The organism is Streptomyces sp. NPDC052107 (assembly GCF_040680215.1).
Taxonomy (GTDB): domain Bacteria; phylum Actinomycetota; class Actinomycetes; order Streptomycetales; family Streptomycetaceae; genus Streptomyces.
On sequence record NZ_JBFAWG010000009.1, the window covers coordinates 18,413 to 40,454 of the forward strand.

Genomic DNA, 22,042 nt, shown 5'->3' on the forward strand with positions numbered 1-22,042 from the left:
CCCGACGCCTCCCGCCTCACCGACGCCGGCTCCCTCACCACCCTGGACGCCCTGCTCACGGGGGGCGGCCGATGTGCGTGCCGCCTTCAGCCGTACGGTCCTCGGCCCGTTGCTGGACGCCGACCGGCCCGCCACCGCCGTCCCGCTGAGCACGCTGGAGACCTTCCTGGCCTGCGACGGCTCCTGGGCGCGCGCGGCGCAGGCGCTGCATCTGCACGTCAACACCGTGCACTACCGGGTGGAGCCATCGAGCGGCTCACCGGGCGTCACCTGTCCCGGCTGTGGGACCGGCTCGACCTGTGGGCGGCGCTGCTGTGCCGGTGATACCGGCGATGCCGGTGACGGCTCAGACGCGGTCGATGTGCACGTTGGTGGACTTCACGCGCGCGGTGGCCTCCATACCGACCTCCAGGCCGAGTTCCTCGACGGCCTCCCGGGTCAGCAGCGACACCAGCCGGTGCGGACCCGCCTGGATCTCCACCTGGGCGGCGACGTCACCGAGCTTGATCGCCGTGACGATGCCGGGGAAGGCGTTGCGCACGGAGGTGTAGGAGGCGTCCTCCTCGCCGCCGCCCGCCTTGGCCAGTTCGACCGAGAACGCGGCGAGATCCCTGCCGTCGATGAGCCGCCGCCCGGACTCGTCGCGATGGGTCGCCACCCGGCCCGCGTCGGCCCAGCGGCGTGCGGTGTCCGGGCTCACGCCGAGCAGCCGTGCCGCCTGGCCGATCGTGTAGGACTGCATGCCGGTCACGATAGGGCCACGCCGGGGGAACCGTGGACATGGGGTTGGCCGTTGGGTATAACGCGATATAGCGTTAGTTCGTGACGATGGGCCCCTGCGGGGACGTGCTGAATCGGGGTGAGGGTATGGCGGCCGAGCTGCTGCACACGGAGATGCCGTCCGGGCTGCGTGCCTCGCACGCGGACCGGGACCGGGCGGTGGACGTGCTGACGGTCGCCGCGGGCGACGGCCGGATCACGGCCGAGGAGCTGGACGAGCGCGTGACGGCCGCCCTGTCCGCCCGCACACTCCGCGAGCTGGCGGCGCTCACCGCCGATCTGCCGGACGCGGGCGGCGCCGCACCGGCCAAGGGCGTCGTGCGGATCGAGCAGCAGGGCGCATCGGCCGTACGCGCGGACGGCTGGGCGGTGCCGCGCCGGATGGAGATCGCGTCCGCGTGGGGAGACGTGACCCTCGACTTCACCAGCGCGGTGATCACGCACGACATTCTCCGCATCGACCTCGACATGCGCGGCGGCAACCTGCGGCTGATCACCCGGCCCGGTGTCGTCGTGGACGCCGACGAGCTGGTGATCGGGTACGGCAAGACCAAGGTGCGGCCCGCCGGCGATCCGGGGGCGCCGGCCGTGCTCCGCGTGGAGATACACGGCCGGCTCGGCCTCGGGCGGCTGGAGGTACGGCCGCCCAGGCGCTGGTTCGGCAGGTAGACCGCGCGCTCGACTGAAGCGGGCCGACCCCTGCCGAAGCCTGTCCGGCCTCAGCCGGTGTGGACGCGGGGGCGCAGCGGCCGGTTCGGTTCCGCCTCGCGCAGGACCTCGCGGGTGACCGGGGCGACCTCGCCCTGGCCGAAGAGGAAGAACCGGAGGAAGTTGGCGAAGGGGTTGCCCTCGGTCCACTCGAAGTAGATGTGCGGGGTGCAGCCGGTCATGTCGCGCACATGGAGGAGGAGCGCGGCAAGGGCGTTGGGGATGGAGGAGGACTCCAGGGTCAGGACGCGGTAGCGGTCGTGCAGGACTTCGCCGCGCACGGTCAGGCCCGCCTCGAACTCGGACGGGTCGGTGACCGTGACCTCGACGAAGACGAAGTCCTCCTGCTCCGGCATGTCGTTGTCGGCCCGGATCTGCCCGACCTTGTCGCGGTACTCGGCCTTGTCGCGGTGGCCGGGCTCGTTGGCGATGAACCGTATCTTCCGGCTGGCCATGTCCCGGATGAAGCGTTCCGCCATCGGGTCGAGCGTCAGGCTGGTCACGCGCAGTTCGAAGGCACGGGCGAGCCGGGACAGCAGCGAGACCAGGATGATGCCGACGATGAAGCAGGCACCGATCTTCACACCGTCCGGGCGCTCGATGACGTTCACCACGGTCGTGTAGAGGAACACCGCGGAGATCACGGCGAACCCGATGGTCCACTTGCGCTGCCCCGCCTTGTTCGCGGCGATGGTCACCGCGATCGCCGCGGAGCTGATGAGCACCAGCACACCGGTGGCGTAGGCGCCGCCCTGCGCGTCGACGTTGGCGTCGAAGAGCCAGGTGACCAGGAAGGCGATGAGCGTGAAGACGATGACCATCGGTCGCACCGCGCGGGCCCAGTGCGGCGCCATGCCGTAGCGGGGCAGATAGCGCGGCATCAGGTTCAGCAGGCCGGCCATGGCGGAGGCGCCGGCGAACCAGAGGATCGCGATGGTCGAGACGTCGTAGACCGTGCCGAAGGCATTGCCGAGGTACTCGTGCGCGAGGTACGCGAGTGCGCGCCCGTTGGCCTGACCACCGGTCTTGAACTCGTTCTCCGGGATGAGCAGCGTGGTGATGAAGCTGGAGGCGATCAGGAACGCGCTCATGATCAGCGCGGCCGTGGTGAGCAGCTTCTTGGTGTCCCGGATCCGGCCGGTCGGCTTCTCCTCGGTGTCCCCGGGATCGCCCTGGACGTGCGGCATGACGGCGACGCCGGTCTCGAAGCCGGACAGACCGAGCGCTAGTTTGGGGAAGACGATCAGCGCCAGGCCGATCATGACGAAGACGTTGCCGTGCTGGGCGGTCAGCGCGCTGGACCAGTCGGTGATCACATGTCCCGCGGTGACCACGTGATAGAGGCCGACTGCCACGACCACGACGTTCAGGGCGAGGTAGACACCGACCAGTGCCGTCGCGACGCCGATCGCCTCCAGGAAGCCCTTGAGGAACACCGCGCCGAGCAGCGCCACCAGGATCAGGGTGATCAGCATCTGCTTGCCGTGCAGGGCGTCGGCCAGATGCGGGTTCTCGATCAGGTGGGTGGAGGCGTCGGCGGCCGACAGGGTGATCGTGATCAGGAAGTCGGTGGCGGCGAAGCCCAGCAGCGTGAGGACGAACAGCTTGCCCTTCCAGAAGGACAGCAACCGCTCCAGCATGGCGATCGAACCCTCGCCGTGCGGGCTCTCCTCGGCGACCCTGCGGTACACCGGAAGCGCACCGGCCAGGGTGACGATGACGAGGACGATGGTCGCGATCGGCCCCAGCAGTCCCGCCGCGAGCGCCGCGATGCCCGGCTGGTAGCCGAGGGTCGAGAAGTAGTCGACACCGGTCAGGCACATCACACGCCACCAGCGCTGGCCCTTGTGCGGGGGTTCCGGCTCGGCGTGGGGCCCGGTGTGGCCGCCGTGCTTGCCCATGTCGGAGAGCCCCTCCAGCATCCAGTTGCGCAAGCGACTGGGAGGGGGGTGCTCGGTCGTGGCCATCGGTGGGCTCCTGTGTGCGGCTCAGCTCTTTTCCCGGCCATCGCGGACGGCGGGCACCAGCGTATGCAGAGAGTGACGCCTGGGCCCACGGATCCGGGGTGGGGAGGCGTCAATCTTGCGTTAAGAATGGCGCGGGAGCGGCAGGGCCGCAGCAAGAAGAGGAGGCCGGAGAGGCTTGCCGGGAGCACGGCCGCTCGGTCGACGGCCCGCGGCGCGGAGCCGGGGACGGCCACCGAGTGTCATTGTCCCGGGAGCCGTGCAGAGCCACCGATCGTCAGGTCGCAGGGCCTCGGACGCACCACCTCATTCCATGCCGGAGGCCCGGAACACCGCCCGAGCCGTCTCGCGGTCGAGGCGGTGCGCGAGGCGGTGCAGGGCGGTCGTGCCGCACAGCAGGGTGCCGGCGGCCTCGGATCGCCGGGCCCCCTCGTCGAGCAGGTGCCACAGGGCCGGGTTGCGGATCAGGACCTCGGGGTCGATCTCGGCCCGGTTGCCGAGGGTGTCCCGCAGGACCAGCCGCTGGGCGACGCCGTCCAGCGGGCGCACCGCGACGAGCAGATCGGTGCGGACCCGGCGGATGCGCAGCAGACGGCGCGTGGTGAGCCAACCCGCACCGGCCGAGACCCGCGCCGGGACCAGAACCAGGAACAACAGCAGGGCGATGCCCGCCCACAGGGCACCCCGCCACCAGGTGAGGGTGCCGGCCGCCCGGTCGATGAAGAGCAGCATCCCGAGCAGCACGGCCGCGCACCGGAGCGACGCGCGCACATCCGCTTCCCAGTCACGGTCGTACGCCGTGCCGGCGGTGCCGGTCGGGTACGAGCCCGTGAGCGGGGCGTGGGTGTCGTCGCGGTGCCTCATGACCGAGACGGTAGACACGCCCGGGCCCGCCGGAGCACTGCTGCTGGTCACCTTGACGGCGCCCTGACGGCCGGCGGGCCGTTCTTGACGCGACCCCAGCACGCCCGGCGCATCGAGATCCCGGGCCCCGTGGCGGCTCATCGCGCGATCAACGCGCCGGGGCCGGCCTCACAGGCGCCGGATGTCCATGCGCAGATGCCAGGTGTTGCGTCGGTGGACGGACAGCAGTTCCGACTCCAGCGGCGAAGGGGGCACCGCGAGCACCGGGCAGACCGCGTGCGCCAGGCAGTGCCGGGAGACGCGGCCCGAGAAGGCGCGCTGCAGACCGCGCCGGCCCGCGCCCACCACCAGGACGTCGTCCTCCCGGTCCGCGGTCGCCACCAACGCCGGGCCCGGGGCACCGCGGACGACGACGGCGTGTATCGGCACACCGGGGGCGTCCCCGCCGAAGATCTCCTCGAGCACCGAGGCCAGCCGCTGTCTGGCCAGCCGCTGCCAGTCCTCCACCAGCAGACGGGCGGCGGGGGAGCGGCGCGCGGCGGGGTCACCGCCCGGCGGCTCCCAGGCCAGCACCGGCCACAGTTCCGCGCCCAGCCGGCGGGCCAGCGCGGTGGCCCGCCGCAGGGCCGCGACGCTGCCCAGGGAGCCGCTCACACCGACCACCACCCGAGCGCTCGCCGAGCCGTCGTAACCGGACATCACTCCACCGTTCCTCGCGGGCGACCCCGGGGTGTCTCGCGCGCGGACGTGCCCGCCCTGCAAGGCCCTTGCTTCCTTCCATCCCACTCCCGTACCGGCGATTCGACCAGTGGGGCGGACGGTGTCTTTTCCACGGCAACCCGCACGACCGCTCGCTAGGATTCGGCGCCGCAGTCGAAACTTTCGAGCCCCTGATGGGGGCGAACCATGCGGACCTACGACAACCCCGTCCTCCCCGGCTTCCACCCCGACCCGAGCGTGTGCCGGGTCGGGGACGGCTACTACCTGGTGTGCTCCGGCTTCGAGTACTTCCCTGGCGTCCCGTTGTTCCACAGCCGGGACCTGGTGCACTGGCGTCAGATCGGCAATGTGCTCGACCGGCCCCGGCAGTTGACGCTGCCCGACGACACACCGGCCTCGGGCGGCACCTAGGCGCCGACGATCCGCCACCACGACGGGCTCTTCCACGTCGTCACCACGAACGTCAGCGCCGGCGGCACCTTCCTCGTCACCGCCGAGCGCCCCGAGGGCCCCCGGTCGGACCCCGTCTGGATCGACCTGCCCGGTATCGACCCCGACCTGTCCTGGGACGAGGACGGTTCCTGCTGGTGCGCCGTGGCCGGGGTCAGCGTGGCCCGGATCGACCCGCGCACCGGTGAGGTGCTCGAAGGCCCGCTGCGGATGTGGTCCGGCACCGGCCTCAGGGACCCCGAGGCACCGCATCTGCACCGGATCGGCGACTGGTGGTACCTGCTGCTCGCCGAGGGCGGGACCGCACTGGGTCACGGCGTCTCGGCCGCCCGCGCCCGCTCGCCGCGCGGCCCCTGGGAGCCGGCCCCCCGGCAACCCGTTGCTGTCCCACCGCGGCACCGGCCTGCCGATCCAGTGCACCGGCCATGCCGACCTGGTCCGGGCGGCCGACGGCACCTGGCGGGTGCTGCTGCTCGGCACCCGGCCGCGCGGCTCCTTCCCGGAGTTCCATGTCCTGGGCCGGGAGACCTTCCTGGTCCCGGTGGAGTGGGCCGACGGCTGGCCCCGGGTGGGCCCCGGTGCGTGAGCGGCATCCCGCGCCGGCCGCCTGGTCCCCCCGCGAACCGCCGCCGGTGCGCGACGACTTCACCTCGCCGGTGCTCGCGCCGTACTGGATATCCCCGCGCCGCAGGACCGAGGGGTGCTGGTCGCTCACCGAGCGGCCCGGCCGGCTCACGCTGACCGCCACCGGGGACAGCCTCGACCGGCCCGGGCACACCTTCGTCGGCCTCCGCCAGCAACACCACGACTGCCGGGCCGCCGCGCGGCCGGCGGACTGGACGGGCCGGGCGGGGCTGTCCGTCCGCCTGGACGAGGACCATCACTACGACCTGGAAGTGGCCGCGGGGCACGGCCTGGAGGCGGGAACCGCGGCCGTGATCGCCCGGATCGGCCCGCTGCGCCAGTGCGTCGCCGAACTCCCGCTGCCCGCAGGCCCGTTCACCCTGGTGGTCGACATCCGCGCGACTCGCGATCCCGAGCCCGGGAGCGGCCCCGACACCGTCGCCTTCGTCGTCGAAACTTCCGAGGGATCCGTCCGACTGGCCGAACTGGACGGCCGTTGTCTGTCCACCCAGGTGGCCACCGGATTCACTGGCCGCGTCCTCGGCATGTACGTCACCGAGGGCCGTGTGGCCTTCGACTGGTTCGAGTACGCGCCCGCAACCTCTTGCACGACACCTTGACGCTCTCAACGCGCGTTTCTAGAGTCGCGGTCCGGAACGTTCGAGGTTTTCTTCGAATGTTTCGGATCCAACTCTTCGAAGCAACTCCGAAACTTTTCGAAGGAGCGCAAAGATGGGCGACCCTGCACTGTCCCGCCGCGGCTTCCTGGCGGCCTCCGTCGCCGCCGGTCTCGGTGTGACCGCACTCAGCGGCTGCGGCGGCGACTCGGACGGGGGGTCGTCCTCGGGGACGACCACGATCGAGTGGTGGAACATCTCGACCACCGAACCCACCAAGACCGTTTGGGCCGGTCTCGCCAAGAAGTTCGAGGCGCAGAACCCCAAGGTCAAGGTCAAGATCGTCCAGTTGGAGAACGACGCCTACAAATCCAAGATGACCGCGCTGACCGCCTCCGGGAAGCTGCCGGACATCTTCCACACCTGGGGCGGCGGCGTGCTCAAGCAGCAGGTGGACGCCGGGATGGTGGAGGACCTCACCGACCGCACCAAGCCCTGGGCCGACGGACTGCTGTCGGTGGCCAAGCAGCCGTACCTCCTCGACGACAAGCTGTACGGCATCCCGTTCGACATCGGCATGATCGGCTTCTGGTACGACAAGGCGCTCTTCAAGAGGGCCGGGATCAGCGCGCCCCCGACCACCTGGAGCGCATACCTGGACGCCGTGAAGAAGCTCAAGTCCGCCGGGATCACCCCGCTCGCGCTGGCCGGCAAGGAGAGCTGGACCGGCATGTACTACTGGGCGTACCTCGCGATGCGCACCGCGGGTGTCGACGCCCTGCAGAAGGCCGGCGAGAAGAAGGACTTCAGCGACGCCGGCTTCGTCCAGGCCGGGCAGCATCTGAAGGACCTGGTCGGTCTCGAGCCCTTCCAGAAGGGCTTCCTCGGGGCCGCCTACTCCTCTCCGACCGGGCAGGCCGCGACCGTCGGCAACGGCAAGGCGGCCATGGAACTCATGGGCCAGTGGGCGCCGGTCGTGGAGGCGGACGCGGGCAAGGGGCTCGGCGCGGACCTCGGCTTCTTCCCGTTTCCCGAGGTCGAGGGCGGCGCGGGCAAGATCACCGAGGTGTTCGGCGGAGGTGGCGGCCACGCCCTGCGCAAGGGCGCCCCGCAGGCGGCCGTGGACTTCCTGAAGTTCTTCGCCTCCGAGACCACCGACACCGAACTGGTGAAGAAGACCGGCGTCCTGCCCGTCGTACCGGCGGCCGAGAGCGCCCTCACCGATCCCAACATCAAGGCCGTGCAGGCCCAGTTGAAGGGCGCAACCGGCTTCCAGCTCTACCTCGACCAGGCCTACGCCCCGGCGCTCGGCCAGCAGGTCAACGACAGCGTGGCCGGACTGATCGCCGGGTCCAAGTCCCCGCAGCAGGTCACGGACGCGATCACCAAGACGGCGAAGGAAGAGCAGTAGGCCGCCCGATGACCTCGACCTTCCTCCCGGACCACCAGGGCGAACGGGGCAGGCGGAGCGGACCGGACGCCGTCCTGCCGCCCCCCGTCGCCGGCGCGGCAGGGCAGCGCTCGCGCCGGCGGGCGCTGCACTGGCTCACCGCCGTCGGCCTCCAACTGCCCGCCCTGATCCTCTTCGGCGTGCTGGTCCTGCTGCCGATCCTGTTCGCGCTGTACGCGTCCTTCTTCCGCTGGGGCGGCTTCGGGATGCCGTCCGACTACACCGGCATCGACAACTTCAGCCGTCTGCTGCAGGATCCCGTCTTCCTCGGCGACCTGTGGCGCTGTCTGCTGCTGGTCGTGCTGTCACTGGCGCTGCAACTGCCGTTCGCGCTCGCCATGGCCGTCCTGCTCAACCAGAAGGTGCGCGGCCGGGCGGTGTACCGGATGCTGTTCTTCGCGCCGTACGTGCTGTCCGAGGCCATCACCGGCGTGCTGTTCAGCATGATCTTCGCCCCGGACGACGGTCTCGCCGACCACGTTCTCGGCGCGATCGGGCTCGACGGGTTCGGCGGCCAGTGGTTCGCCGGCACCTCCACCGTGATGGCTACGCTGTTCCTCGTCATGACGTGGAAGTACTTCGGCTTCCACATGATGCTCTACCTGGCCGGACTGCAGTCCATCCCGGCCGAGTTGACCGAGGCGGCGATCGTCGACGGCGCGAACCCCTGGCAGCGCTTCCGGCACGTCACGCTGCCGCTGCTCGCGCCGACGCTGCGGATCAGCGTCTTCCTGTCCGTGATCGGATCGATCCAGCTGTTCGACCTGGTGTGGGTGGTCACCGCGGGCGGGCCCGACCACCACTCCGAGACGATGGCCGTGACCATGTTCCAGTACGGCTTCAAGCGCTACCAGGTCGGCTACGCCAGCGCGATCAGCGTGGTCATGTTCGCCATCAGCCTCGTCTTCGCCCTCGCCTACCAGCGGTTCGTCCTGCGCCGCGACCTCGAAGGGGCCACCACGAACTTGAGGGGAGCCGGAGCATGAGTGTCCGCCGCAGGGGTCGCACGCTCCCTTTGCACGTCGTCCTGGTGGCGGTCGGCGCCGTCATGGCCGTACCGCTGCTGTACGCGCTGCTCTCCGGCTTCAAGTCCACAGAGCAGCTCTCCCGCAACCCGGTCGGGCTGCCCGAACCATGGGTGTTCTCCAACTACGGCGACATCCTCGGCTCGGGCTCCTTTTGGCGGCTGGTCGGCAACAGCACGCTGATCGCGGTCGGTACGACGGTCATCGTCGTCGCCGTCTCGGCGCTCGCCGCGTTCTCCTTCGCGCGGTTCGCCTTCCGGGGCCGGGAAGGGCTGTTCACGCTGTTCACGATCGGGCTGATGTTTCCCTTCGCGGTGGCGGCGCTGCCGCTGTTCCTGCTGCTGCGCTCGATGGGTCTGCTGGACAACCCACTCGGTGTGATCCTGCCGCAGGCCGCGTTCGGGCTGCCGATGACGATCATCATCCTGCGCGGCTTCTTTCGGCAGATCCCGGGCGAACTGGAGGAGGCGGCCACGCTCGACGGCTGCGGGCCGCTCGGCTTCTTCTGGCGGGTGCTGCTGCCGATGGCCCGCCCCGCGCTCGGCACGGTCTCCGTGCTCGCGGTCGTCACCAGCTGGAACAACTTCTTGCTGCCGCTGCTGGTGTTCACCGACAGCACCTGGTGGACCATCCCGATCGGCGTACAGCAGTTCCAGGGCCAGTACTCCGCCGACACCGCGCGCGTCTTCGCCTACCTCGTCCTCGCCATGGTCCCCGCCCTCGCCTTCTACTCGGTCGCCGAACGCCAGCTCGTCGGCGGCCTCACCGCGGGCGCGACCAAGGGCTGAACACACCGTTGAGAGACAGGAGTCGCACCATGCCCAGCAAGAGCACACGTCTCAGACTCACCGGCGCCCTCGCGGCCGCCCTCGTGGCCGCCGGACTCGCCGCTCCCGCCGCCCAGGCCCACGAGCGGCAGCCCACCCTCGCCGACCTCGCCGAACGCCACGGCCGTTACTTCGGGAGCGCCACCGACAACTGGGACGCACTCCGATAGCGCCCGGCTACGGTCGTAGCCGACCCCGGACACACGTCGGGGCCGGTGCGCACCGGATGTGTGCGGCCGGCCCCTCAGGTCGCTCTTCGTCCGCTCAGGCGGCGGTCATCACCTGGTCCGCACCGAGCGGGCGGTGCGGGGCGATGATCCGGCCGTCGGGCAGCAGCTCACCGGTGTCCTCGAAGAGCAGGACGCCGTTGCACAGCAGACTCCATCCCTGCTCCGGGTGGTGCGCCACGAGACGGGCGGACTCCCGGTCGGCGGACTCGGCTGTCGGACACGGCGGCTGGTGCTGGCACATGGGTGGGATCTCTCGCTCTGTCGTGGTCATGGCCGTCCCCCGTGGTGATAAGTCGGTCGGAACCCAGTGTTGCCTTCTCGGCGTCGTTCCGCAGGGATTTCGCAGCACCGCTTCTCACAGGTTCATGACGCGTCACCCGCGCGGACGGTTCAGTGCAAGTGCACTGTCACTTCGGGTGGTTCCCAGTGGCCGGATCGGGCTAGTCCCAGCAGGCCGGACCCCTGACGTACCCCGCTCGCCGTCCGGGCAAGCGGGGTACGCGGGCGTTCGGTCAGGCCGGCGAGCCCAGCACGGGCGGGCCGAGCAGCGGCAGCGGAGTCGCGCGATGGGTCAGTACCGGAAGCAACTCGGCGACCCGGAACGGGCGGTGCGCCGGGATGCCGGGTGGCGCCGGCGCCAGCGGGACGAGCAGATCGGTGCCGGCCGGGTGTCCCTCGGCTCCGTCGGCGGTGGTGTCGCCGTGCAGCCACAGGGTGAGCATGTACAGACCCGGCACGGACAGCAGCCGGGCCTGGTAGGGCTGTTGCAGCGCCTCGGCCTGCTTCAGGGCGCGCTCGGTGGAGGGGACGTACGGGCCCTCGAAGAAGTGCGAGAAGGCCCAGCCGTCAGGGGTCAGCATGGTCTCCGCCGCGGCCACCGCCCGGTCGCCACAGCGGATCAGGAAGCGCCAGCCGGCCAGCCGGGTCGCGGACAGGCCGGGTGCGGTGATGCGGTCCAGTACATGCACGGGCAGCGGGAGTTCGGGTGTCGTCGGCCCCTGCGCGGCGCGCAGGGAGGGAGTGCGGGCCTCACGCACCGCGGTGGGGGAACCGAGGGCGGTGAGGACGGAACGCAGTGCAGGCGCAGGGGCAGGGGGCACGTGAAGCGGCATGTGGGTCGCCTCTCTCGTTCGACAGGCGCGGCGGCGCGAGGAGGGGTCGGGCGGACGGCGCTGTCTGCTCACGGGAAGGCCGGAAGGGTGGAGGCCCGGGTCGGTGAACATGGGTGCGGCTCGGCCTGCCGCCCGTCACGGGACGGCCTGAACACGGCAGGAACCAGGACCGAGGCGTCAACCTTCCGCCTTGTGGGCGAAGTTTATATGACGCGTGTTCGGCCGTTGTTTCGTCTATCTCATCTCGGGAAGTCGCGCAAGGCGGTAATACGCCGACGATTTGCGGGACTCCTCCCGATTCCCGGCCGCCCCGCCGCCGCTGACCTCGTAATACGCACCGGTAACGGTCGGCCGAATGTCGTCGGCGTTTTTCACGAGGTGCTCGGGGAACCCGAGGCGGAGGCTGACGCATGCCCCGTGAATGTGCCGCGGGGAACATTCCGACACAGTAGCGGGTGCCCGGCTCGCGCGGGGCGTTATCGATCGCTTTCCACGGGGCATCATCCCCCCTGCACCCGGGAGCCCGGCGGCCGGACCGTCGGCCCGCCCATCCGAGGAGGGACACTTCGATGGGGGAGAAGGTCGTGGCGGGGCAGTTCGACCTGTCCGATCGCCAGCGCTACCGCGAAAAGCTCCAGAAGTGCCTCGCGGGACTGGAGCGACTGTTGCGGGAGAAGCGATTCGATCGTCCCAAGAACCTCATGGGAGTCGAGATCGAATTGAATCTCGCCGGGCCGGATGGTATGCCGAAAATGTTGAACGGGCAGGTACTGGAGCGTATCGCGAGCCGTGATTTCCAAACAGAACTCGCCATGTTCAACCTGGAAGTCAACATAGCCCCACACCGATTGGGTGGACGGGTATTCGACCGGCTCGCCGAGGAACTGCGCACCTCCCTCGCCTACGCCGACCGCAAGGCGGGCGAGGTGGACGCCGGCATCGTCATGATCGGCATCCTGCCCACGCTCGACCGCGACGACCTGGTCTCCTCCAACCTCTCCGAGGTGGACCGCTACACCCTGCTCAACGACCAGATCGTGGCCGCGCGCGGCGAGGACTTCCGGGTCGACATCGAGGGCGTGGAGCATCTCGTCTGCACCTCCAAGTCGATCGTCCCCGAGGCCGCGTGCACCTCCGTACAGCTGCACCTCCAGGTCACCCCGGCCCGGTTCGCGGACGTGTGGAACGCGGCGCAGGCGGCATGCGCCGCGCAGATCGCCGTCGGCGCGAACTCCCCGTTCCTGTTCGGTCACGAACTGTGGCGGGAGTCCCGGCCCCCGCTGTTCCTGCAGTCCACCGACACCCGCCCGCCCGAGCTCCAGGCCCAGGGCGTACGGCCGCGCACCTGGTTCGGCGAGCGGTGGATCAGCTCCGCCTACGAGCTGTTCGAGGAGAACCTGCGCTATTTCCCGGCGCTCCTGCCCATCTGCGACGACGAGGAACCGCTGGAGGTCGTCGAGGCGGGCGGCACGCCCCGACTGGCCGAACTGGTGCTGCACAACGGCACGATCTACCGCTGGAACCGGCCGGTGTACGGCATCGCCGACGGCGTACCGCACCTCAGGGTGGAGAACCGGGTGCTGCCGGCCGGGCCGACCATCACCGACGTGATCGCCAACGCCGCCTTCTACTACGGCCTGGTCCGCGCCCTCGCCGAGGAGTCCCGCCCGGTGTGGACCCGGCTGCCCTTCGCCGCGGCCGAGAAGAACTTCGACACCGCGTGCCGGTACGGCATCGACGCGCGGTTCGTATGGCCCAGGCGGGGCCGCTACGGCGGCACGGGCGAGGTCGACGCGGTCACCCTGGTCCGCGACGAGCTGCTGCCGCTGGCCTCGGCCGGGCTGGACGCGTGGGGCGTGGAGCCGGCCGACCGCGACCTCTACCTGGGCGTCATCGAGGAGCGCTGCCGGCGCAGGGTGAACGGGGCGTCCTGGCAGGCGGCCACGTTTCACCGACTGCTGGAACAGGGCCTGACCCGCGAGGCCGCGCTCGCCGCTACGACGCGGCGGTATGCCGAGCTGATGCATGTGGGGGAGCCGGTGCATATGTGGCCGGTGGGGTTGCCGGAGGCGGTTCCTCTCGGGTGATCAGCGGGTGAGGCGTTGGGGCGGCGTGGGGTGAGTGCCGGGCAGGCCGCCGGTCCGTGTCGTGAGGGCTGAGCGCCGTCGCGGTGGAGAGAAGTTCTGGTCTCTCATGTCCTTCTGCGATCCTTGCCAGGCAGAGGTGGGCCAGGGGCCCATGAGCCGGATGGAGGCAGGGGTGCAGGTGGAGGCTGACTCGGTGGCCGATTCCGGGACGCGGCGGCGCGACCCGCGGCGCATCCTGCGGGACGAGACGGTGCTCGTCCTGGCGCTGTCGCTGGGAGCCAGCGGGGTCTCCGCGCTCATCAGCTTCATCGGCGCGGTCACCAAGCCGGGCGGCCTGAAGGACCAGGCGGCCACCCTCAACGCCTCGGCCGCGCCCGGCCGCCCCTGGCTCGACCTGGCCTGGCAGCTGTTCGGCATCGCCAGCGCGCTGGTCCCCGTCGCCCTGGTCGCCCATCTGCTCATGCGCGAGGGCGGGAGCCTGCGGACGGTGGGCTTCGACCGCACCCGGCCCTGGACCGACCTGGGCCGGGGTGCCGGCGTCGCGGCGGTGATCGGCAGCACCGGGATCGCCTTCTACCTGGCCGCCCGCGGCCTCGGCTTCAACCTCACGGTCGTGCCCGAGGCGCTGCCGGACGTGTGGTGGAAGTTCCCGGTGCTGATCCTGTCCGCCCTGCAGAACGCGATCCTCGAAGAGGTCATCGTCGTCGGCTATCTGCTGCGCAGGCTGGGCCAGTTGGGCTGGACCCCGGGGACCGCGCTGGTGGCCAGCGCGGTCCTGCGCGGTTCCTACCACCTGTACCAGGGCGTCGGCGGCTTCATCGGCAACATGGTCATGGGCGTGGTGTTCGTGTGGCTGTACCGCCGCTGGGGGCGGGTCGGTCCGCTGGTCGTCGCCCATTCCCTGCTCGACATCGGCGCGTTCGTCGGCTACGCCCTGCTCGCGGGCAAGGTGGGCTGGCTGCCGACGGCCTGAGTGCCGGGAGACCGCCCGCTCAGGCGTGCAGTTCGCCGTCGATGACGGTGACCGCGCGGCCGGTGAGCAGGGTGCGCTCGCCTCGCAGACCGGTGCGGACCAGGCCGGTACGGCGGGAGGCCTGCAGCCCGGTGAGGTCGTCGCGGCCCAGGCGCGCGGACCAGTGCGGAGCGAGCGCGGTGTGGGCACTGCCGGTGACCGGGTCCTCGTCGATGCCGACGTTCGGGAAGAAGCAGCGGGAGACGAAGTCGTAGCCGCGGGACGGGTCGTCGGCGCGGGCGGTGGCGATGATGCCGCGCGAGGAGTAGGCGCCGAGGGACTTGTGGTCCGGCGCGAGGCCGAGGACCGCCTTCTCGTTCGCCAGTTCCAGCAGCAGGTCGCCGACGTTCGGACCGGTGTCGAAGGCGGCGACCGGTTCCGCGCCGAGGGCCTCGGCGACCCCGGCCGGGATCTCGGCCGGGGTGAGCGGCGCCGTCGGGAAGTCGAGCGTGATCGAGCCGTCCTCTGCGGGCGTGGCGATGAGCACGCCGCTGCGGGTGGTGAACCGCACCGGGCCCTCGTGGGCGCCTGTGGTGTGCAGGACGTGGGCGGTGGCGAGCGTGGCATGCCCGCACATGGCGACCTCGGCGACGGGCGTGAACCAGCGCAGCGCCCAGTCCGCCTCGCCGCCCTCGGGCAGCCGGTGGGCGAACGCCGTCTCGGCGTGGTTGACCTCCATGGCGACGTTCTGGAGCCAGTCGTCCTCCGGGAAGACGTCGTCCAGGAGCAGGACTCCGGCCGGGTTGCCGGCGAAGGGGCGGTCGGTGAAGGCGTCCACGATTCGAATGCGCATGACGTCGACGCTAGCCGCAGCGGCGGCCGCCGGCCCAAGTCCAATTCACGAACGCTGGCATGTCCCGCGCCCGGTGGCGGTCCGCAGTGCGTCCGCCCTTCTGGCGCGGAAGCCACCTGGTCGTCCATCGCCGAAACCCCCGCCCGGCCGCCGCTCGGCCCTCGCCCGCTGCCGAGTTGGAAGCGCTCGAGACCTACCTCGCCACGCAGGTCGACCCCGACTTCCTCGTGACGTTCCGGAACACCATCCGGATCGGGCGCGGCACGGCCTTCTGCCGTGTCGACCCCGCCCACGTGGCCACCGTTCTCTCGCGCCTCGCTCCCGGCGTCCGGCGCTTCGGCGACCTCGGCCGCTAGGCCGAGCCCCCGCGAGCCCCTGACACCGCGAAGGGGCTTGTCATGCGATCGGTTCCGATATATCGTTGAAGTATCGCGAACGATATGCGATGCAGACGTGACAGATCATCGATGGAATGGAGTGATCGCAATGCGTACCCACGGATTCGAGCATGGGCACCGGCACGAGGGTCCCGGCCCGCGGGGCATGGGTGGATTCGACCGGCGGCGGGCCGCCTTCGGGCCCTTCGGTCCGGGTGGTCCGGGGTTCGGCCCCGGCGGCCCCGGTTTCGGAGCGGGCCCCTGGGGACCCCGAGGTCGCGGTGGCCCGAGGGGGCGGGCGCGGCGCGGTGACGTGCGGGCCTCGATCCTGGCCCTGCTCAAGGACCGTCCCATGCACGGCTACGAGATGATCCAGGAGATCGCCGAACGCAGCGGCGGCGCGTGGAAGCCGAGCCCCGGCTCGGTGTACCCCACGCTCCAGCTGCTGGAGGACGAAGGGCTGATCGCCAGCGAGAGCGAGGGTGGCAAGAAGCTGTTCGCGCTCACCGAGGCCGGGCGCGCCGCCGCCGACGAGGGCCCGGACGCCCCCTGGGAGGAGGCCTCGCGCGGGGTCGACTGGGAGGCCCTGAGCGAGATCCGCCAGGCCGGCTTCGGGCTGATGGAGGCCTTCGGTCAGGTCTGGAAGACCGGCAGCAAGGAACAGCGCGAGAAGGCGCTGGCCGTCATCAACGACGCCCGCAAGAAGCTGTACCTGATCCTCGCCGACGAGCACTGACGCTCGTACGGCGGACCGGGCGCCCCGTGCGACACCGCGCGGGGCGCCTTCGAGTGCCCGGGCTCAGGCGACCAGGCCGGCCAGCTTGCGCAGCGACTCGTTCAGCGCGGCCGTCGCCGAGTCCTTCAGCCTGCCCGCCATCAGCGACACCGCCGCGCCGGTGAACTCGCCGTCGATGCGGACGGACGTGGCGTCGCCCTCGGGGGTGAGGGTGTAGCGGGTGGCGACCGTCACGGCCATCGGGCCCTTGCCGCGGATGGCGAACAACCGCGCCGGCTCCAGCTCCTCGATGGTCCAGTCGACCTCGGCCGGGAAGCCCATCAGCTTCATGTTCTCCTGGAAGGTCCCGCCCACCGCCAGGGCCTTGGGGCCCCCCTTGGGGAAGCTGGTGTGGGTGGCGTTCCACTCCCCGTACGACGGCCAGTCGGTGAGCTGGGCCCACACCTTCTCGGCCGGTGCCTGGATGCGTGCCTCCGCGCTGACTTCGGCCATGCGACCACCCCTTCGGATCGGGCGTAGCGGGCTAAGGTGTCGCGGAACGTAGCCGCAGCGGCGCGAACATTCAATACTGATGAACCGTCAGGAATTCCGGGCGGCGGGCGGCGCACGGCAAGGCGGCGCACGCTCCTCGGGTCGAATCGGCCGAATCTCCTCCGTAAGGATGAGATTTCGAACGCCCGGGTCCACTCTGTGTGGGACGCGAAGATGGTTCCACTCGTGGATGACTCGGCCCGTTGAGGCTGATGGGGTAGGGGTTGTGCAACCCCGTACAGCCCACTGGACCGCCCATGACGAGGCGGCTGCGCACCTGGACGACGATGCCTTGCTCGGCGCCGAGCTCGCAGCGGTGGTCGCCGGTGCCCGCAGGAGGGCCGTACGGGACGGGGACCGCCAGACCGACACCGCCCATCTGCTTCACTCTCTCCTGGACCACGCCCCCGAGGTGCGCGCCACCGTCGGCGGCCCGCAGCAGCTCGCCCGGCTGCTCGGCTACCTCGTGCAGCGCAGCATCGGCTACGGGCTGCGCTGGCAGGGCAGCGTCGAGGACTCCGGCGCGCTCGCCGTCGTCCCCGCCGCGGCCGTGCCCGGCGGGCGCGAGCCGAGGGACACCGCCGGCTGGTCGCCCGCGGCCGCCGCCGCCCTCGCCGCCGCCCGCGAGCGGGCCCGGCTGCGCGGCGGATCCCGCGTCACCGGCCTCGACCTCCTCGCCGCGCTCACCGCGGACCCGGCTTCCCGTGCCGTCGAGGTCCTCGAACGCGTCGGCGTCCGCGAGCTGAACACCCCGGACGAATCCGGCGTGGACGAGTACGCCGGCGACGGCGGACCGGCTCGCTGACACCGGCGGACGTCCAGCCCCTGAGACAGGTGTCAACAGGGATGACGCTCATGTCGCCGCCTGTCATCATGTGCCGGTGCATACGTCAAAGAGCAGTCAGGACAGCCGCGGCAAGGGCGTCGGGCTGGGGCTCGCGCTCGCCTCGGCGCTGGCCTTCGGCGGGTCGGGAGTGGCCGCCAAGCCGCTGATCGAGGCGGGACTCGACCCGCTCCAGGTGGTCTGGCTGCGCGTGGCCGGCGCCGCCGTCGTCATGCTGCCCGTCGCCGTACGGCACCGCGCACTGCTGCGCCGCCGCCCCGCGCTGCTCGCCGGGTTCGGACTGCTCGCCGTCGCCGGCGTCCAGGCCTGCTACTTCGCCGCGCTGTCCCGAATCCCGGTGGGCGTGGCGCTCCTCGTCGAGTACCTCGCTCCCGCGCTGGTGCTCGGCTGGGTCCGGTTCGTGCAGCGGCGGCCCGTGACGCGCGCCGCCGCGCTGGGCGTGGTCCTCGCGGCCGGCGGTCTCGCCTGCGTGGTGGAGGTCTGGTCGGGGCTGAGCTTCGACGCGCTGGGCCTGCTGCTCGCGCTCGGCGCCGCCTGCTGCCAGGTCGGCTACTTCGTCCTGGCCGACCACGGCGGCGACGCGGGCGACGAGGCACCCGACCCGCTCGGCGTCATCGCCTACGGCCTGCTCGTCGGCGCCCTCGTGCTGACGCTCGTCGCCCGCCCCTGGAGCATGCGCTGGTCGGTGCTGACCGGCTCCGCCGACATGAACGGCACCGCCGTACCCGCCCTCGCGCTGCTGGGCTGGATCGTGCTGATCGCCACCGTCGTCGCGTACGTCACCGGAGTGCTGTCCGTGCGCCGGCTGTCGCCGCAGGTCGCCGGGGTCGTGGCCTGCCTGGAAGCGGTCATCGCGACCGTGCTGGCCTGGGTGCTGCTCGGCGAGCACCTGTCGGCGCCCCAGGTGGCCGGTGGCGCGGTCGTCCTGGTCGGCGCGTTCATCGCCCAGTCCTCGACCCCCGCGAAGGGCTCCGCCGAGCCGGTGGCCGCGGGCGGGGCCGAAAGGGAGTTGTCGGCGCGCGGTACGGCTGCCTAAGGTGCTGATCATGCCGTTGAACGCACTCGTCCTTCCGCCCCCGGCCGCCTGAGGCGGGCCTCCGGGACCTCGGCCCCGCGCAGGTGCGCGCCGGGCCGGACGGTGCTGCCCGCAGACGAAGTCCGCGCGCCCCGCTGAAGCGGGCCGCCCCCGAACTTCCGCACCTCGTGGTGCGCTTCTGCGGAGAGAATCCCTTGACGACGTCGAACGCCGCTTCCGGCCCGCCCGTCGGGCGCGGCCTGCTCTACCTGATCATCACCGGTGCCACCTGGGGCACAGTCGGCGCCGCCGCCTCACTGGTCCACCGGACCAGTGACATGGGCGCCTTCGGACTGTCCTTCTGGCGCTGCGCGCTGGGTCTGGTCCTGCTGCTCGCCGGACGCGGACTGCGCCCCTGGACCCGGCCGGCCGGCACCGAACCCCTGGTCCGCAGGGCCGGCCGGGTCCTCGCCACCGGTCTCGGCCTGGCGGTGTTCCAGACCGCCTACTTCGCCGCCGTGGAGTCGACCGGCGTGGCCGTGGCCACCGTCGTCACCCTCGGCGCGGGCCCCGTCCTCATCGCGCTCGGCGCCCGGCTGCTGCTCGGGGAACGGCTCGGCGCCGGCGGGGCGCTGGCCGTCGCCGGGGCGCTCGCCGGGCTGGCCGTGCTCACCTTCGGCGGCTCGGCCGCGACCGTACGGCCGGCGGGAGTGCTCCTGGCGCTCGTCTCGGCCGCGGGCTACGGCGCCATGACGCTGCTGACCCGCTGGTGGGGGAGGGCCGGCGGCACCGACGCCTCGGACACCACCGTGGGGGCCTTCGCGGTGACCGGCCTGTGCCTGCTGCCGTTCGCACTGCACGAGGGCCTGCTCCCGCACACCGCCCACCCGGCGCGGCTGCTGTGGCTCATGCTCTACATCGCCGCGGTGCCCACGGCCCTCGCGTACGCCCTGTACTTCGCCGGGGCGGCCGTCGTACGGTCCGCCACCGTGTCCGTGATCATGCTGCTGGAGCCGGTGACCGCGGCGGTGCTCGCCGTCGTCCTGCTCGGCGAGCGGCTCACGGCGACCACCGCGGCCGGCACCCTGCTCCTGCTCGGCGCGGTCGCGGGCCTCGCGGTGGGCGAGGCCCGCGGGGCCGGCGGCCGGAAGTCGGTCCCGGTGTAGGTCCTGTCCGGGGCCTACAGGGCCTTCAGGTAGCCCGGAAGCTCGACGCCCGGTGCCAGGTCGGCGTCGGGGACCGGCGCGCCGTACCCCTTCTGCACCGGGACGACGCCGGCCCAGTGCGGCAGGCCGAGGTCCTCCGGGTCGTCGTTCGCGCCGCCGGTGCGGACCTTGGCCGAGACCTCGTCCAGGTCCAGCCGGATCACCGTGGTGGCGGCCAGCTCCTTCTTGTTCGCGGGCCGGGAGTCGGCGGCGCGGCCCGGCACGACGTGGTCCACCAGCGCGTCCAGGGCCACCCGCCGCTCCTCGGGGTCGGTGACCTGGCGTGCGACGCCGTGCACCACCACGGAGCGGTAGTTGATGGAGTGGTGGAACGCGGACCGGGCCAGCACCAGCCCGTCCACGTGCGTGACCGTCAGGCACACCGACAGGCCCGGGTCGGTCTCGCCGGTCATCCGCAGCGGGCGGGAACCGGTGGATCCGTGCACGTACAGCCGCTCGCCGACCCGGCCGTACAGGGTCGGCAGGACCACCGGCGCACCGTCGCGGACGAAGCCGAGGTGGCAGACGTACCCCTCGTCGAGTATCGCGTGCACCAGTTCCCTGTCGTACGACGCCCGGTGCGCGGAGCGCGTGGGCACGGTGCGGTCGGTCGGGGTGTAGGCGGCGGCCCGGGCTTCCTCGGTCGTCTCCTGCATGACGGTTCCTCCATGGGCGGGCAATGGCGATCTGACGGTCTTGCGATCCATATTGCACTAGTGCATAATGTTCTTTGTGCTAGGAGAGTATCCCATCGAAGGGCGCGGTGCAGCCGAGATCGCGGCCAGCGTCGAGCGCGCGGTCGGCGCCGGTGAACTGCGGCCGGGTCAACCCCTGCCTCCCATGCGGGAGTTGGCGACCCTGCTCGGGGTGAACCCCAACACCGTGGCGGCCGCCTATCGCATCCTGCGCGAGCGCGGGGTGATCGACACGGCCGGCCGCCGGGGCAGCCGGGTCCGGCCCAAGCCGGCCACCACCGGCCGCGAGGAACTGCGTGTGGAGGTCCCCGCCGGGGGCCGCGACCTGGCGGCCGGCAACCCCGACCCGGTCCTGCTGCCCGGGCTCGCCCCCGCCCTCGCCGCGGCGGCGGAGGAGGGCGACCGGCGGCCCGTCCTCTACGGCGACGACCCGGTCGACCCGGACCTCGTCCGCATGGCCCGCGCCGAACTCGACGCCGACGGCGTCCCGGACGGCCCGCTGACCGTGACGTCCGGCTCCCTCGACGCCATCGAGCGCGTCCTCGCCGCGCACCTCCGAGCGGGCGACGCGGTCGCCGTCGAGGACCCCGGCTGGGGCAGCGTCCTCGACCTGGTCCCGGCGCTGGGCCTGCGCACGCTCCCGGTCGGCATGGACGACGACGGACCGCGCCCCGAAGACCTGCGCCGGGCCCTGGAGTCCGGGGCCCGCGCGCTGATCGTCACCGACCGCGCGCAGAACCCGACCGGAGCCTCGGTGACCGCCACACGCGCGCGTGCCCTGCGCGCGGTGCTGCGCGAGCACCCGGGAACCCTGCTGATCGAGGACGATCACGGCCACGGCATCGTCGACCTCCCGCTGCACCCCCTGGCCGGCGTCACCCGCCACTGGGCCGTCGTCCGCTCCGCCTCCAAGGCCTACGGCCCCGATCTGCGCGTGGCCGTCGTCGCCGGCGACCCGGTCACCGTCGACCGGGTACGCGGCCGCCAGCGCCTCGGCCCGGGCTGGGTGAGCCTGCTGCTGCAGCGGGCCGTGGCCCGGCTGTGGTCCGAGGGCGCGGTGGACCGGGTGGCGGTGGCGAAGGCGTACGGCGCCCGGCGGGACGCCTTGGTCGACGCGCTGGCGGAACGCGGAGTCGCCGCCCACGGCCGCAGCGGCATGAACGTGTGGGTACCGGTCCCCGACGAGACCGGCGCGGTGGCCCGCCTGCTGCAGGCGGGCTGGGCGGTGGCACCGGGGGCCCGCTTCCGCGTGGCCTCTCCGCCGGGCATCCGCATCACCGTCTCGACCCTCACCAAGGAGGACATCGGCCTCCTGGCGGACGCGGTGGCAGCGGCGGTACGGCCGTCACCAGCGCGCGTTTACGGCTAGCGGTACG

At 71.7% G+C, this 22,042-nt stretch carries 21 protein-coding genes and 3 pseudogenes; 15 read left to right on the forward strand and 9 right to left on the reverse strand.

The window, feature by feature from the left end; genetic code table 11:
• Positions 1 to 73: 73 nt before the first annotated feature.
• Positions 74 to 199, forward strand: a pseudogene (locus AB0M27_RS12275) (hypothetical protein); the annotation flags it as partial.
• A gap of 147 nt (positions 200 to 346) precedes the next feature.
• On the opposite strand, the gene AB0M27_RS12280 reads toward AB0M27_RS12275, so the two are convergent.
• The gene (locus AB0M27_RS12280) at positions 347 to 742 is read right to left on the reverse strand and encodes a molybdopterin-binding protein (RefSeq protein WP_031174036.1); all 396 of its coding nucleotides are present in this window, start codon (positions 740 to 742) and stop codon (positions 347 to 349) included.
• A gap of 125 nt (positions 743 to 867) precedes the next feature.
• On the opposite strand from AB0M27_RS12280, the gene AB0M27_RS12285 reads away from it, so the two are divergent.
• Positions 868 to 1,449 carry a DUF1707 domain-containing protein gene (locus tag AB0M27_RS12285; RefSeq protein ID WP_365721086.1) on the forward strand — a complete coding sequence of 194 codons (582 nt, stop codon included), beginning with the start codon at positions 868 to 870 and terminating at the stop codon, positions 1,447 to 1,449.
• A 50-nt stretch (positions 1,450 to 1,499) separates the two neighbouring features.
• Here the strand turns inward: AB0M27_RS12285 and AB0M27_RS12290 are convergent, their stop codons facing one another.
• The 3 genes from AB0M27_RS12290 to AB0M27_RS12300 form a co-directional block, all read right to left on the reverse strand.
• Positions 1,500 to 3,455 (reverse strand): amino acid transporter, encoded by a 1,956-nt coding sequence (locus tag AB0M27_RS12290; RefSeq protein WP_365720666.1) that lies wholly within the window; start codon positions 3,453 to 3,455, stop codon positions 1,500 to 1,502.
• Positions 3,456 to 3,758: 303 nt separating this feature from the next.
• Entirely contained in the window at positions 3,759 to 4,316 is a 558-nt protein-coding gene (locus AB0M27_RS12295; protein ID WP_365720668.1) for a hypothetical protein, read from the reverse strand.
• A 168-nt stretch (positions 4,317 to 4,484) separates the two neighbouring features.
• Complete coding sequence (locus tag AB0M27_RS12300; protein ID WP_365720670.1) at positions 4,485 to 5,015, reverse strand: universal stress protein; 531 nt, start codon at positions 5,013 to 5,015, stop codon at positions 4,485 to 4,487.
• Between the two features lie 207 nt (positions 5,016 to 5,222).
• Here AB0M27_RS12300 and AB0M27_RS12305 point away from each other — a divergent pair.
• The 5 genes and pseudogenes from AB0M27_RS12305 to AB0M27_RS12325 form a co-directional block, all read left to right on the forward strand.
• Positions 5,223 to 6,730, forward strand: a pseudogene (locus AB0M27_RS12305) (glycoside hydrolase family 43 protein).
• Positions 6,731 to 6,842: 112 nt separating this feature from the next.
• Positions 6,843 to 8,138 (forward strand): extracellular solute-binding protein, encoded by a 1,296-nt coding sequence (locus AB0M27_RS12310; RefSeq protein WP_365720672.1) that lies wholly within the window; start codon positions 6,843 to 6,845, stop codon positions 8,136 to 8,138.
• Positions 8,139 to 8,146: 8 nt separating this feature from the next.
• Positions 8,147 to 9,163, forward strand: a complete 1,017-nt coding sequence (locus tag AB0M27_RS12315; RefSeq protein WP_365720674.1) for a sugar ABC transporter permease — start codon at positions 8,147 to 8,149, stop codon at positions 9,161 to 9,163.
• A complete protein-coding gene (locus AB0M27_RS12320; protein WP_365720676.1) occupies positions 9,160 to 9,990 on the forward strand; it encodes a carbohydrate ABC transporter permease in 831 nt (276 codons plus the stop codon). Before AB0M27_RS12315 ends, AB0M27_RS12320 begins: the two co-directional genes overlap by 4 nt.
• Before the next feature lie 29 nt (positions 9,991 to 10,019).
• Positions 10,020 to 10,181 (forward strand): annotated as a pseudogene (locus AB0M27_RS12325) (1,4-beta-xylanase); the annotation flags it as partial.
• Positions 10,182 to 10,293: 112 nt separating this feature from the next.
• On the opposite strand, the gene AB0M27_RS12330 reads toward AB0M27_RS12325, so the two are convergent.
• Both AB0M27_RS12330 and AB0M27_RS12335 read right to left on the reverse strand, forming a co-directional pair.
• Positions 10,294 to 10,500: a DUF5999 family protein gene (locus AB0M27_RS12330; protein WP_361699339.1), complete on the reverse strand. Its 207-nt coding sequence runs from the start codon at positions 10,498 to 10,500 to the stop codon at positions 10,294 to 10,296.
• Positions 10,501 to 10,771: 271 nt separating this feature from the next.
• Positions 10,772 to 11,371, reverse strand: coding sequence for a hypothetical protein (locus AB0M27_RS12335; RefSeq protein WP_365720678.1), 600 nt, complete (start codon positions 11,369 to 11,371; stop codon positions 10,772 to 10,774).
• A 569-nt stretch (positions 11,372 to 11,940) separates the two neighbouring features.
• Between AB0M27_RS12335 and AB0M27_RS12340 the strand changes: the two genes are divergently transcribed.
• Positions 11,941 to 13,458, forward strand: a complete 1,518-nt coding sequence (locus AB0M27_RS12340) for a glutamate--cysteine ligase (protein ID WP_365720680.1) — start codon at positions 11,941 to 11,943, stop codon at positions 13,456 to 13,458.
• 172 nt (positions 13,459 to 13,630) lie between these two features.
• Complete coding sequence (locus AB0M27_RS12345; RefSeq protein ID WP_365721088.1) at positions 13,631 to 14,431, forward strand: type II CAAX endopeptidase family protein; 801 nt, start codon at positions 13,631 to 13,633, stop codon at positions 14,429 to 14,431.
• Positions 14,432 to 14,450: 19 nt separating this feature from the next.
• Here AB0M27_RS12345 and AB0M27_RS12350 read toward each other — a convergent pair whose 3' ends face one another.
• Positions 14,451 to 15,263, reverse strand: coding sequence for a PhzF family phenazine biosynthesis protein (locus AB0M27_RS12350; protein ID WP_365720682.1), 813 nt, complete (start codon positions 15,261 to 15,263; stop codon positions 14,451 to 14,453).
• Between the two features lie 176 nt (positions 15,264 to 15,439).
• On the opposite strand from AB0M27_RS12350, the gene AB0M27_RS12355 reads away from it, so the two are divergent.
• Together AB0M27_RS12355 and AB0M27_RS12360 are read left to right on the forward strand one after the other, a co-directional pair.
• Positions 15,440 to 15,619 (forward strand): hypothetical protein, encoded by a 180-nt coding sequence (locus AB0M27_RS12355; RefSeq protein WP_365720684.1) that lies wholly within the window; start codon positions 15,440 to 15,442, stop codon positions 15,617 to 15,619.
• A gap of 130 nt (positions 15,620 to 15,749) precedes the next feature.
• Positions 15,750 to 16,376, forward strand: coding sequence for a PadR family transcriptional regulator (locus AB0M27_RS12360; RefSeq protein WP_365720685.1), 627 nt, complete (start codon positions 15,750 to 15,752; stop codon positions 16,374 to 16,376).
• Positions 16,377 to 16,439: 63 nt separating this feature from the next.
• Here the strand turns inward: AB0M27_RS12360 and AB0M27_RS12365 are convergent, their stop codons facing one another.
• Positions 16,440 to 16,868, reverse strand: coding sequence for an SRPBCC family protein (locus AB0M27_RS12365; RefSeq protein WP_365720687.1), 429 nt, complete (start codon positions 16,866 to 16,868; stop codon positions 16,440 to 16,442).
• Between the two features lie 355 nt (positions 16,869 to 17,223).
• Here AB0M27_RS12365 and AB0M27_RS12370 point away from each other — a divergent pair, with 355 nt between their 5' ends.
• The 3 genes from AB0M27_RS12370 (at position 17,224) to AB0M27_RS12380 (ending at position 19,932) form a co-directional block, all read left to right on the forward strand.
• A complete protein-coding gene (locus AB0M27_RS12370; RefSeq protein ID WP_365721090.1) occupies positions 17,224 to 17,712 on the forward strand; it encodes a Clp protease N-terminal domain-containing protein in 489 nt (162 codons plus the stop codon).
• A gap of 70 nt (positions 17,713 to 17,782) precedes the next feature.
• The gene (locus AB0M27_RS12375; RefSeq protein WP_365720689.1) at positions 17,783 to 18,787 is read left to right on the forward strand and encodes an EamA family transporter; all 1,005 of its coding nucleotides are present in this window, start codon (positions 17,783 to 17,785) and stop codon (positions 18,785 to 18,787) included.
• A 194-nt stretch (positions 18,788 to 18,981) separates the two neighbouring features.
• Entirely contained in the window at positions 18,982 to 19,932 is a 951-nt protein-coding gene (locus AB0M27_RS12380) for an EamA family transporter (protein WP_365720691.1), read from the forward strand.
• A 14-nt stretch (positions 19,933 to 19,946) separates the two neighbouring features.
• On the opposite strand, the gene AB0M27_RS12385 is transcribed toward AB0M27_RS12380, so the two are convergent.
• Entirely contained in the window at positions 19,947 to 20,627 is a 681-nt protein-coding gene (locus AB0M27_RS12385) for a pyridoxamine 5'-phosphate oxidase family protein (protein WP_365720693.1), read from the reverse strand.
• Between the two features lie 76 nt (positions 20,628 to 20,703).
• Between AB0M27_RS12385 and AB0M27_RS12390 the strand changes: the two genes are divergently transcribed.
• On the forward strand, positions 20,704 to 22,035 hold the full coding sequence (locus AB0M27_RS12390; RefSeq protein WP_365720695.1) for an aminotransferase class I/II-fold pyridoxal phosphate-dependent enzyme: 1,332 nt from the start codon (positions 20,704 to 20,706) through the stop codon (positions 22,033 to 22,035).
• Positions 22,036 to 22,042 lie beyond the last annotated feature (7 nt).